Annotated in this window: 13 protein-coding genes and 2 riboswitches; all 13 genes read right to left on the bottom strand. The window is 29.8% G+C overall.

Annotated elements, in window-relative coordinates:
• Nucleotides 1-36: 36 nt before the first annotated feature.
• Nucleotides 37-216, bottom strand: a riboswitch (Lysine riboswitch).
• A 119-nt stretch (nucleotides 217-335) separates the two neighbouring features.
• A complete protein-coding gene (locus IC173_RS03560; RefSeq protein WP_227855172.1) occupies nucleotides 336-1,157 on the bottom strand; it encodes a class I SAM-dependent methyltransferase in 822 nt (273 codons plus the stop codon).
• Between the two features lie 107 nt (nucleotides 1,158-1,264).
• Nucleotides 1,265-2,029 (bottom strand): ATP-binding cassette domain-containing protein, encoded by a 765-nt coding sequence (locus IC173_RS03555; protein WP_227835619.1) that lies wholly within the window; start codon nucleotides 2,027-2,029, stop codon nucleotides 1,265-1,267.
• Nucleotides 2,004-2,963: an ABC transporter ATP-binding protein gene (locus IC173_RS03550; protein ID WP_227835157.1), complete on the bottom strand. Its 960-nt coding sequence runs from the start codon at nucleotides 2,961-2,963 to the stop codon at nucleotides 2,004-2,006. The genes IC173_RS03555 and IC173_RS03550 overlap by 26 nt, the downstream gene beginning before the upstream one ends.
• A 14-nt stretch (nucleotides 2,964-2,977) precedes the next feature.
• Nucleotides 2,978-3,814 carry an ABC transporter permease gene (locus IC173_RS03545; protein ID WP_227433856.1) on the bottom strand — a complete coding sequence of 279 codons (837 nt, stop codon included), beginning with the start codon at nucleotides 3,812-3,814 and terminating at the stop codon, nucleotides 2,978-2,980.
• A 1-nt stretch (nucleotide 3,815) separates the two neighbouring features.
• Nucleotides 3,816-4,763, bottom strand: a complete 948-nt coding sequence (locus IC173_RS20920) for an ABC transporter permease (RefSeq protein ID WP_227824403.1) — start codon at nucleotides 4,761-4,763, stop codon at nucleotides 3,816-3,818.
• Complete coding sequence (locus tag IC173_RS03535) at nucleotides 4,763-6,343, bottom strand: ABC transporter substrate-binding protein (protein ID WP_227855171.1); 1,581 nt, start codon at nucleotides 6,341-6,343, stop codon at nucleotides 4,763-4,765. The genes IC173_RS20920 and IC173_RS03535 overlap by 1 nt, the downstream gene beginning before the upstream one ends.
• Before the next feature lie 161 nt (nucleotides 6,344-6,504).
• Nucleotides 6,505-6,619: riboswitch (cobalamin riboswitch) on the bottom strand.
• A gap of 111 nt (nucleotides 6,620-6,730) precedes the next feature.
• Nucleotides 6,731-7,429 carry a methyltransferase gene (locus tag IC173_RS03530; protein WP_227855170.1) on the bottom strand — a complete coding sequence of 233 codons (699 nt, stop codon included), beginning with the start codon at nucleotides 7,427-7,429 and terminating at the stop codon, nucleotides 6,731-6,733.
• A 2-nt stretch (nucleotides 7,430-7,431) separates the two neighbouring features.
• Entirely contained in the window at nucleotides 7,432-8,205 is a 774-nt protein-coding gene (locus IC173_RS03525; protein ID WP_227835153.1) for a Rossmann-like domain-containing protein, read from the bottom strand.
• Nucleotides 8,183-9,238, bottom strand: a complete 1,056-nt coding sequence (locus tag IC173_RS03520) for an ATP-binding cassette domain-containing protein (protein WP_227481947.1) — start codon at nucleotides 9,236-9,238, stop codon at nucleotides 8,183-8,185. The genes IC173_RS03525 and IC173_RS03520 overlap by 23 nt, the downstream gene beginning before the upstream one ends.
• Nucleotides 9,228-9,923: a GTP-binding protein gene (locus IC173_RS03515; protein ID WP_227433850.1), complete on the bottom strand. Its 696-nt coding sequence runs from the start codon at nucleotides 9,921-9,923 to the stop codon at nucleotides 9,228-9,230. The genes IC173_RS03520 and IC173_RS03515 overlap by 11 nt, the downstream gene beginning before the upstream one ends.
• 118 nt (nucleotides 9,924-10,041) lie before the next feature.
• Nucleotides 10,042-11,130, bottom strand: coding sequence for an ABC transporter substrate-binding protein (locus IC173_RS03510; RefSeq protein WP_227433849.1), 1,089 nt, complete (start codon nucleotides 11,128-11,130; stop codon nucleotides 10,042-10,044).
• A 19-nt stretch (nucleotides 11,131-11,149) separates the two neighbouring features.
• Complete coding sequence (locus IC173_RS03505; protein ID WP_227433848.1) at nucleotides 11,150-11,929, bottom strand: ABC transporter ATP-binding protein; 780 nt, start codon at nucleotides 11,927-11,929, stop codon at nucleotides 11,150-11,152.
• A 1-nt stretch (nucleotide 11,930) separates the two neighbouring features.
• Complete coding sequence (locus IC173_RS03500; RefSeq protein ID WP_413926636.1) at nucleotides 11,931-12,941, bottom strand: FecCD family ABC transporter permease; 1,011 nt, start codon at nucleotides 12,939-12,941, stop codon at nucleotides 11,931-11,933.
• Nucleotides 12,942-12,944 lie beyond the last annotated feature (3 nt).

Below are 12,944 nucleotides of genomic sequence, written 5' to 3'. Positions count from 1 at the left end.
GCTAAATACAATATACCTACATCTTCCCTTTATCTTTGTTAAGATAGCTCTCCATCAAAATTCGGGATAATTTTGATGACAGTACTGTACTTATTAAATACAGCCCCAGCACTAGATTTGGACACTAGCACTTCGGCACTTACTCCTTTTATATTGCTTCATTGGCTTCCGACCTCTTCAATATTAATCTTAGTAAATGCGACCTCTACCTCAATCTTTTTATTAGATGAGGTAATTCTTATTAAATTTTATTTATTCTAAATAATTGTAGCATAATATGTCGAGATTGTAAATATTTTCAGAAGAGTTTCTATGCTTCCATAATATTAACAAATCTAGCTTATACTATTCCAGTATATAATTACAACTTTAGTTTTATGTTTAAAAATATATTTGTTTTCTCTTTTTTCTATTATCTTATCTATATACTTATCCAACATATCGCTAAAGTTAATCTTTTTATTTAATTCTGTTTCCATTTTAAAAAGTATATCCTCTACACTATCGAATTCAATTTCATTTTCTACATCAATAAACTTTATATCTGCACATATATTTAAAGAATGTAGTATATTTGGAATGTATATATAATCTGGACAAGTTCTATCTTTATCACCTAAATCCATATACAAATCATTAAATAATGGTTTTTGAATAGTTCTCACTATAATCACTTTTTCTTTAGCTAGCTTATCCATCTTACTCAAAGCATCTTTAATATCCCAAATTCGATAAAGAGAATTCACAGATAAAATATAATCACTATGCCCAACATTAATCTCTTCCCATTTTCCTTGTATTGTATCTATATTAGTTATATTATGTTCCCTAGCCTTTCCTTCAAGCACATTAAGCATATCTATTGAAAAATCATTAGCAATTATACCTTTACATTTCTTAGAAAGTGGAATAGTAAATTTTCCGGTACCTGCACCAATTTCTATAAGATTTTTTCCTTCATCTATTAACTTATCTACAAAATTAAATACTTCTTTTGAATAATCATAAAGCGTTGGTCTATCATCATATTTATGAGATAATTTTTTAAAAAACTTTCTTTCCGCTTCATCATCAAAAGCTCTTTCTCTTGCATATCCTTCTTTACTTTCAACATACTCATGCCATTTTTTCTCAAAATCTATATCTTTATAGTACATAATTACTCTTCCTTTCTAAAAATATTAGGGCGAGATTTGTAATTTTCTATACTCAAAAAACTACTCTTACTAATGTAATGATTGATTAAACAATTGATTACTATATTTTAAAAATTAGTGAAATTCTCAACAAGCTCTTTGGTATAAGCATGCTTTGCACTTTTATACAATTCCTTAGCATCTATAATTTCAACTATCTTGCCATTTAACATGACTGCAACCTCATCACTAACTTCTTTTACTAAGTCTATATCATGAGATATAAATAAATAGGTTATATTAAACTGTTTTTGAGCTTTCTTCAAAACCTGTATAACTTGAGCTTGCACAGATACATCTAGCATTGATGTAGGTTCATCTAATATCATAAATTTAGGATTTAATAAAAGCACTCTAGCTAAAGCAACTCTTTGTATTTGTCCTCCACTTACTTGATGTGGATATCTATTTAAAATTTCCTCACTAAGCCCAACAAAACTTAAATATTCCATTATGTATTCTCTTGCTTTATTCTTTTCGTAGAGTTTATGAATTTTTAATGGTTCCACAAGGCTGCCATATATAGTTTTTTTAGGGCTTAGGGCAGAATCTGGATGTTGAAATATTATCTGCATCTCTTTTCTTAAATCCCTCATTTGAGAAAAATCATAATTACTGATATCTCTACCATTAAAATAAATTTTACCTCTGTCACATTTAATAAGTCTTAAAATAAGCCTTGATAAAGTTGATTTTCCGCATCCACTTTCTCCTACAAGACCTAAGGTTTTTCCCTCTTTGATTTCAAAAGATACATCATCTACCGCCTTAACTATCTTTTTATTGATTATTCCGCTTTTAAACTCCTTATAAAGGTTGCAAACTCTTATCATAAAGAAAACACCTCACTTTTGAACCATTAACATCAAATAGTCTTGGTTCATAATCAATACATGTTTTTTTTGCAACCTTGCATCTCGGAGAAAATCTACATCCTTTTGGTAAGTTTGTTAGACTTGGCGCTATCCCTTCAATGGGTATTAATTTTTTATTTGGCTGTGAATCAATTAAACCTCTCGTATAAGGATGTAGTGGATTATTAAAGATACTATTTTTTGTACCCTCTTCTATGATTTTACCTGCATACATAACTACAACTTCATCACAAAGCTTTTTAGCTAGCATTAAATCATGAGTTATAAGTATCATGCTAACGCCCATATTACTTCTTAAATCATAAAATACTTCATATACTTGCTTTCTTATTATTGCATCCAACCCTTTAGTTGGTTCATCTGCAATTACCCAGTTAGGTTTTAGTGCTGTCCCTATAGCTGCTAATGCTCTTTGACTCATACCTCCACTTAACTGAAATCCATACGAATTATAAACCAACTCACTATTTGAGAAAAAAAAATTTTTTAATATCTCCAAACTTTTACTCTTACAAGAATTCTTTTTTTCTTTTCCATGATAATAAAAAAGTTCATTCATATGACTTCCTATTTTCAATATTGGATTAAAAGAACTTGATGGATTTTGGGGTATTAACGCTATTTTTTTCCCTCTGATTTCTCTAATTTCATTTTCTTTAATTTTTAGCAAATCTTTTTCTTCATATAAGACACTTCCTGAAACAGTTGAGTTATTAGATACAAGGTTCAAAATCCCTAGTCCTAGTACCGATTTTCCACTTCCAGTTTCTCCAATAATTCCTGTAATTTTACCACTTTGAAAGGTTCTAGATATTCCATCTACAGCTCTTACTTTTCCTTCCTTAGTATTAAAATGAATTTTTAAATCTTTTATACTTATATCTCTATTCATAGTTTTTATTCCTTCTAAAGATATTGGCTTAAAGTGTTGCTTTTTTCATCAAACATATCCCTTAGTGCATCTCCAATTAAATTTATACTGCAACACAATAATAATATACTAAACCCAGGTGCTAATAATAGATTTGGATAGCTTCTAAAATGAGTCTTAGCATCATTTATCATAACACCCCAATCTGCTTGTGGGGGTTGTATTCCTAGACCTAAAAAACTTAACGATGCCATAGAAAGTACACTTTTTCCTACCCTTATTGCAAATAGTACTATAAAAGGAGCAAATATATTTGGAATTATATAGTGCAAAATTATATAAATATGACTAGCCCCTAGTGCTCTTGCACCTTCAACATATTTTTCTTCTTTTACCTTTAATACCTCTCCTCTAACTATTCTTGAGAAACCAGCCCAAGAAGTGAATACTATTGCAATTAATAAACTTTTTATACCTGGCCCAAGAACTCCAGCAAGAGCAATCATAAAGCTAAGACTTGGAAGACCTTGAAATATATTTACAATTGACTGTATTATCGTATCTACTATCCCACCACAATATCCTGCTATTATACCCACAAAACTACCAAATAGCATTGTTAATAAGGTTGCTAAAAAAGCTAAAGATATTGATACTCTGGCTCCATATAATATCCTACTTAGAATATCTCTGCCTAGAGTATCTGTACCAAGTATATGTTCTCTAGAAATTCCCATTAATCTATCATCCATTTGTACTTTATTAGGGTCATATGGAGCTAACTCTGGTGCAAATATTGCAACAAGTATCATAATTATTAGCACTAAAAAAGCTAGTTTATGTATAAATAACATTTCTTTAAATTTATCCATCTCATTTACCTCCCACCCTCATTTTAGGATTAAGAAATAGGTAACATATGTCTACAATTAAATTAAACACTATAAATATAATCCCTGTAAATAGCACATATCCTTGTACCACTGGATAATCTCTACTCATTATTCCTTGTATTACATAACTTCCCATACCTGGAATACTAAAAATAACCTCAACCACTGTGGAGCCTCCTAAAATAGCACCAAAATAGTTTCCCAGAACTGTTACAATGGGCATTAATGAATTTAAAAAAGCATACTTAAAAATAACTATTTTATTTGACAGACCCTTAGCTTTTGCCACTGTTATATAGTTTTGTCCTATACTTTCTATTAAAGTTGCTCTATTTAACCTTGCTACAGTTCCTATAGTCCCAGCTGCTAAAACAAATCCAGGCATTATTAAATGTTTAATCGTACCATACCCACTCGTAGGTAGCCATCTAAGATTCTCACAAAATATACTTAACATAATAATAGCTAACCAAAACCCTGGAATAGATATCATAAGTAAAGATACAAAAGTGCCAATCTTATCTATCGCTGAATCCTTTTTTAAAGCCATGATTATAGCTAATGGTATAGATAACACTATAACAAAAAACATAGCCATTAAAGATAAAGAGAAGGTTATTGGTAACCTTCTTAATATCTCTTCTGTGATAGATGTCTTTTTGATATAGGAAAGTCCTAAATCTCCAGTCATAGCTTTTTTAGTCCAATTAATATACTGAACTATAATATTATCATTTAACCCTAACTCTTCTCTAACTCTTTCTATTTCTTCATCTGTAGGAGCAGAAATACCATCCATGCTTAAATATTCAACTGCTGGGTCACCAGGTGCTATAACCCCTAATATAAATCCTAGAAAAGTTATTCCTATCAAAATAGGGATAGTCATCAATATCCTTCTAATTAAATATTTAAATGGTGTTTTCACTACTTACTCCACTCCATATTTGCTAATGTAGTCCCATATAATGTAGGTTTGTATCCAGTTATTTTTTTATTATAGGCAATTAAGTTAACATCTTCAAATAATGGTATAGCTGATGGGTGTTCTGCTGATATATCTTGAAGCTCATCATATATTTTACTTCTTTTATCTAAATCCATTGTTTTTTCTAATTGACCTATTAATTCATCTGCTCTTTCATTTTTATAGCCCAATGAATAAGCTATATTACTTGACCCTGTGCTTCTCATATAACTATCAAATATAGAAAATGGTTCTGCATTTGGAAGCCCTTGAGTGTGAAGTGCTATGTCATAATTTCCTGTTTTTTGTGCTTCCTTAAAAGCAGCACCATCAAGTATAGTTATTTTAGAGTTTAATCCAACTTCACTTAATACAGATTGTATATACTCTGCTACAGTTTTGTATGGATAACGGTCTACACCATAAGATGGTATTATAAACTCTAACTCTTTTGTTTCCACTTTTAACTCATTCTTTATAATTTTTTTTGCTTTTTCTGCATCATAAACAGGTTTAATTTCCTTAGCAAAAGGTGAACCTTGGTTCAATATATTCATAGTCGGAGTTCCATATCCTCCATAAAATTTATTTACTATAGTTTCTCTATCCACCAACAAGCTTAGTGCTTCTTTTATCTTAACATTATTAAATGGTGCCCTAGTACCGTTTGTAGATACAAATTGAGTTATTGTTGATGGAGATGTTTTAATCTCAAAGTTTTCATCCTTTATTAGCTCACTAGCTAACTCTGGAGTAATAGCCCCTAAATCCATAACACCCATAATTTCCTCTGATTTAAGTGCTGTGTAACGAGTTTGTGCATCTTTAATTACATTTACTCTTACATTTTTAACTTTACTTTTATCTCCATAATAGTCTTGATTTCTCTCTAACAAAACAAATTGTTCTTTTTCTCGTTCTTTTATCTTAAATGGACCAGTTCCTTGTGCATACTTAGTAAAGTCTCCCGTTTTTACATCAAAACACTCTGGACTATACATAGCACTTCCAAATCTAGCCATGTTGTATATTAAAGTTGATATTGGTTTACTGAAAGTAAGTTTAACTTCATAGTCAGAAACTTTATCCACACTTTGTAAATTAGGATATGTCTTTTCTATATCAAACGAATAAAAAGGTGAAGATTTCGTTTTCATATTCATATAACGTTCAAAATTTTTTACTACTGAATCTGCATTCAAATCTACACCATCATGGAATTTTACACCCTTCTTTATTGTAAATGTCCATTCTTTATAATCACCTGAATTTGACCATTTTTCTGCAAGTTCTGCCTTTGGTTTTCCATCATCACCCAACCCTATTAACGGTTCCCAAACATAGAGTATAGAACTTGTGTAATAAGCATCTTGTTCACCTGGTGCCAAATCTCTAGCTGCTGCTAAAACTACTTCCTTTTCATTATTCATCTTACTAACATCATTATTTTCCTCTGGTTTACTACACCCTGTTATCAATGATAACATCAGCATAATTGCTAAAATTATACTACTCAGCTTCCCTTTTGAAATCTTCCTCATAATACATTTCCCCCTTATTTAGAAATATGAGCATAAAAAAAGTTATAGCAAATAATGCTATAACATCCCATTTTAATATGTATACTTTAAATTCTAAATTCCATATACAAGACAATAAATCTAGTTGCTCCCCCCTAAATTTATTTACTAATATTTAATGTAGGTATCTGACTTACATTTCATTTTCTCAGCCTTTCTAAATAACATCTGTTGGCTATGCAGAATTTATCCATGCTTACAGTGATGGGTTCGTGTTGGATTTTCACCAACTTCCCTACTCTTTAAATATGTTTATTCAATTCTTAGTTTAATTGTATGCAATCTTATATAAATTGTCAACTTAAATCAAAATATAGCACTATATGCAAAATTAAAATTTACAATTATCTATCTATTAAAGTCTATTATAAAAACAGATATATTTTTTTCATATGGAAGGTAATAAGCTACTTTATCTCCCTTAACTATATTTTTCATAATATGATTGTATATAGTTTCATACTCTCCGCCTTCATCATAAGACTTAGCATACCTAACTATGTCATCTTCACAAGTAAATGTCTGTCCAAATTCAAGACTTAATGGTATTAATTCATATCTAAGTTTCTTTTCATCTAATAATACTTTTAAATTTTTTGAACTATGTCTTTCCACCACATCCATTCTTTTCTTAGATACTGGAATATGAGTTTTGGACTTATCATTAACAATTGCAATTAATCTATCACAATGCCCAGTAAAAAATTCTATATTCTCATATGAAAAAAAAGAAATTAGTATAGTATCAAATTTTGTATTTATATCTTTAAAATCTTTTACCATACACCTAATATTGTTTATATTATTGTCTTTTATTGATTTTTCTAAATAATTTATAGCATTTTGGTTTATATCAATACAAGTTATATCTTTCAGTTCTTTGCTTAAATACATATCTATTAAACCTAATCCACAACCTACATCACAAAAAGTTTGGCTATCTTTGATGTACGGAATTATTTCTTTAGCTAATATCTTGTGAAAACCAGTATATTCACTTGCATCAACAAAACATTTTATTGTAGTATCATTCCAATTCATTCTCATATTTAAATTTCCCCACCGTCTTTTAAATTTACTTTCTGACCTGTACTGTAAAACATACTGTTTCTCTCATTTCCACTTATTATGCTCATTACTTTATCATGTTCTTTAATTACAAATCCTGATAAATCATTTACTCCATACTTAAATAATATAGGTGCCATTGGAGTTGCTGGACCTACCAATACCACATAAGCATTTTTGCTTAATTCTAAATACCAAGGAAAAGTTTTTGTACTTAATGTGTAACAAGATATAACTACAAAGTCCTGTTCAGGTAAGATATATGGTGCTGAAGTCTCTGGATAATCACCATATATATCTTCACTTTCTATTATGGATAAATCACAAACAGGTGCAAATAGTTGTTCTAAATAGTGAAAATGACCTATAACCGCTACCTTTTTTCCCCTTATCATATTCTGGTATGAAATAAAAGGGTCATTAATTCTATCTTCTATAAAATTGTTTTCATTTAACTTTATATTATTTTCTTTTGAAACTTTTACAGAATTATAATAAGAATTTATTGCAGCCAAGCCAATTCCTGATTCTGTGATATTCCAAGACTTAATACATCCAGCTATTTCATATAAAGATTTTCCTTTAAAAGATTTTACAAACTCTGGAGGGCGCCCATCTTCACTATATACAAAACCTATACCACTACCTACACTACTTCTTACTAAAATATTATGTTGCCCAACAGCTATATCTTCAACTATTATCTCTTTAGGAATTCCTTCTATTAAATCATCATAAAGTTCCCACAAAGTCATTTACCTCCTCCTGTACAATACTTTCTATTTCTTTTCTATTTAAGACTTCACCTTTTCTAACCTTGTGCCTAATATCTAGTAAAATATTATCTAGGCTTTCTATGTATTTAATACTTTCTATTTCTTCATCTGTTGTAGATATTACCTTTGAAATTCCACCATTTTTAATAACTATTCTTTTATTAGCGTTTAAAGCTAATATAGGGTCATGTGTTGAAATCAAAATTATTTTTTCCTTTTTAGATAATAGTCTTAGAGCTTCCTTTCTATCTATACCTGCATTTTCAATTTCATCAATTAAAACTATTGGTGAAGAACTCATATATGCAGTATCCGATATCATAAGAGCTCTTGATTGACCTCCTGATAATTGGGTTATCTTTGTGGTTAATTCAAATTTTTCTCCAGCTAGTTTATTAGCACAATAAAAGCATTTTTTTACTATGTCATCTTGATTTTTACAAAAACGACTTTTAGAGTGCATTTGTAAAAATTCTTCTACTGTTAAATCCATTACAAAATTCATATTTTGTGAAAGTTGAGCTACTAGCTTTCCATCCATAACAAAACGAGTTTCATCACTTGGAATACTTTCATTTATTAATATTTGTCTGTTAGTAGGAGTGTCTCTCTGGGCTAAACATTCAATATCCTCTAACAGTCTACTTTTTCCTGAACCTGTAGGTCCAACAATACTTATAATTTCTCCAGCCTTTATTTTCAATGAGATAGCTTCTTTTTCTTTTAGCTTATTGTACCCACCATTAATAGTAATGCTTTCTATATTTAAACTCTTTTCATCTTGGCCAAATTCTTTTAAAAACTCCACCAATTTAATGTATAACTCTTCTTTTTCTATCCCAAAAGTTATATAAAATTCCTCATCTAAAGATTCTATTAGATTATTAAAAGTAATTGAATCATCTACATTACTTAGATTGTAATTTAAGAAAAAATCAAAGGCCATAGAGTAGTTTTCTTTTATCTCTTTTATAGACATGTTTAGTAAATTTTCATAATTATCATATTTCATAGTCAAACTCCATTTTCTTTATCATTCCCATTTGATAAGATTCTCCAATTCTAGTCTCTCCAGTACAGTAAGAACACACTGATGCTGGTGTTGTAAAACGTAATTGTTTTTCCCTAAGCGTGGTTATTTCTTTTATATCACTTAAATATTTCTTAAGTAAAAATACTCCTTGTCCTGTGATTCCATTTATAAATATTATCTTAGCTTTTGAGTTTACTTGACGTACATTAAAGGAAAATACCTCCCTTTCTGCTTGTGATACTATGTCTCCTTTTGTAATTACAACAATATCAGCATATTTTAGCATTGGTCCTATTTTTCTAGGTGTATTTATCCCTGATAAATTATCTATTACACAAACTGCTGGTATAGTTTTTATATAGGGTGAGCAACGATTACAAAGCCCTGCACTTTCAGTAATTAAAATATCTAAGTTTAATTTTTTAGACCAATAAAGTGCATCTTCAATATTACTTATAAAAAAATGGTCTGGACAAATTTTACCAGATAGTCCAATTTGAACAGGTATATTATTCTCTTCATATCTAATCTGGTCAAAAGATGTAAGACAGTCAAACTTTACTACTCCAACCTTATTTTCTTCTGCCTCCATAGCTTTAATTAGATGAAGAATAACAGATGTTTTTCCGGATGATGGTGGCCCTGCTACTGTAATTAGTTTCATATCAATTCCCCTTTTTACGAAAGAAAGTAGGTAAAATCCTACTTTCTTTTAATTTATGTCTATATATTATTTAATAACTTTATGCCTACACATTATTTAGTAACTTTATATCTATATATTATTTAATAGCGTTTTTAGTTAATTTGCTATATTGTTCATCACTTAAATCAACATGATAAAATAACTTATAAAATTCTTTTGTTTTTTCTTTTAAATCATAATTAAAATGCTCTGGATAAAGTATTTCAGATAGCCAAATCATACCCATATATCTATTTACAGATGGAGGGAATCCCATCCAATTATATGGCGTACTTGGTGCTTCATAGTATTTACCACTAGATATAGCACTTATTTTTTGCCATTCAGCTTGACTTCCTACTTTACTATATATACTCTGTGGTGCAAACACTATTACATCTGGATTCCATAAATATAATTGTTCTAACGATACTTCATTTCCATTGCCTTTACTTGATGGGTCATTGAGCTTTGCAACATTATTTGCAAGTATATTAATAATCTCAGAGTGGAAAGACCCTTCTGCGATTATATTTGTTCCTGTGTCTCCTACGCAATAAGCAAAGTTTACTTTATTCTTATCACCTATTTTCTTCATCGTTTCTACAGTTGTATCATAAGTAGTTTTACAGTAATCAGCTAATACTTTTGCATTATCTTCTACATTTAAGATTTCTCCTAGCTTAGTGTAACATTCTGACATATTAGCAGTTGTAGCTTCTATAAATATAGTTGGTATACCTGTTTGTTCTTGTATAGAATCTAAATCTTCTTTCATGCTACCTTTCTTCTCACCTATATCGATAATTACTTGTGGTCCTGCTGCTGCAAGGGCTTCCATATTTAAATCTCCCTTACCATAAAATTGACCAAAAACAGGAAGACTAGTATACTTTTTATCCACATAGTCTTTTGAATCCTCTGTCCAATCTCCTGATAGTCCAACTAGCTTATCTGGTGCTACTGAAAATAGTACGATTTGTGCTAAACTTCCTGAAGGTGCTATTTTTTCAATATTTGCTGGAATCTCAACTTTTCTACCTACTGAATCAGTAAACATTATTGTTTTAGATGCATTTTTATCCTCTTTTTTTTCTTTAGCATCACCATTTGACGATGTACATCCAACTAAAGATGTTATTACTAAAGTTAGTACCAATAACAATGATAATAATTTCTTTTTCATTTTATCCCCCTTAAGTAAATTATATAGTTACACTTTTTGGTATGCAGACTCTAATTTTATCATCATATAAGCTGTTTAATTCTACATCTATGTTATATAATTTTTTAATTAGGCCAGAATTAATTATGTACTTAGGCACACCAAAAGCTAATATTTCATGATTGTATAAAGCTAAAACCTTGTCTGCATACAAAAAGGCTTGGTCTGGATTATGTGTTGACTGAATTATTATATATCCATCCCTTGTTAATTCTTTTACTGTATTTAATACTCTAATTTGATTACCATAATCTAAATCAGAGGTTGGCTCGTCCATAATAAGTATCTTTGCATTTTGAGCTAAAGCTCTTGCAATAAGTACTAATTGTCTTTCTCCTCCACTTAAATTTATAAAATTCCTATCTTTTAAATAAGAAATTCCTATTTTGTCTAAAGATTCTTCAACTATTTCCATTTGTTTTTTAGTAGGTTTAGACATAGGTGAAATTTGTGATGTTGTTCCCATCAATACCATTTCAACAACAGAATAACTAAATACAGGATTATGAGACTGAGGGATATAAGCTATTTTTCTTGCTAGATTCTTAATTTTGTAATCCTTCAAGTTTTTTCCATCCAATAATATTTCACCTTTATATCCTTTTAATAACTGAAGTATACACTTAAACATAGTACTTTTCCCTGCACCATTAGGTCCTAATATACATAGTAACTGACTACCTTCAACATTAAAGGATATTTGATTAAGTACATTTTGATTTTTATAAAAATAACTGAGATCTTTAACTTCTAAAATCATATTAATCCCCTCTTTTCGTAATCAGATATATGAAAAATGGTACACCAATAAACGATGTTAATATACCTATAGGTATCTCACTAGTCCATAAATTTCTAGATACATTATCAACTAACAACAAAAACGATGCTCCAAACATAGCTGATGTTGGCAATAAATAAACAAAATTATTTCCAACTAATCTTCTAGATAAATGTGGTATTACAAGACCAACCCAACCTATCATTCCACTTACAGCAACGCTTGCAGAAGTTAAAAGTGTAGCACATATAATAGTAATAAATCTTATACACTTTGTATTTATCCCCATCGTTCTTGCCTCATCTTCTCCTACAGTCAATATGTTTATTTGCCAGCTAATAAGTATTAGAGGTACTATACCTATTAACATAGGAATAATTGCAAATTTTATGTCAGATATTTTAGCACCTGATAAACTTCCCATTAACCAATATGTAATTGCAGGTAACTGGTCATTAGGGTCTGCTACAAGTTTTATAAAAGATGTACCTGAAGAAAATAATGAACTTACCATAATACCAGATAAAATTAAGCCTAACACTTTACTTCCCTTTGTTCTTTCACTTATTAAATAGACTAAAATTACAGTAATTAAACTAAAGATGAATGCACTAACTGTAACCTCTCTACCGCTTTTATAAAGAAATAATGCTAAAGCAGCTCCAAATGCTGCTCCTGATGATGCCCCTAGTATATCTGGTGATGCCATAGGATTTAAAAAAATATATTGATATGATGCTCCTGCAGCTGCCAATGCCCCACCTACTAAACATGCAAGTACTATTCTTGGTAATCTAACATTTAAAAATATAGTTTCCATGCTATCTGTCCAAAACTTATCTATATTACATATTTTCGAAACTAAAATTCCAAATACTTGATGTGGTTCTACTGGATATTTTCCAAGTGCTAATGATACTAATATCAATGTAATCAATATTATAACTAAACAAAACATAATTAATTTATTACTTTTTGCACTCTTGTTCACTTA

The organism is Clostridioides sp. ES-S-0048-02, from assembly GCF_020658495.1.
In the GTDB taxonomy this organism is placed as follows: domain Bacteria; phylum Bacillota; class Clostridia; order Peptostreptococcales; family Peptostreptococcaceae; genus Clostridioides.
Note: the sequence above shows the minus strand (reverse complement) of the source record. Positions and strands in the feature narration are given on the sequence as shown.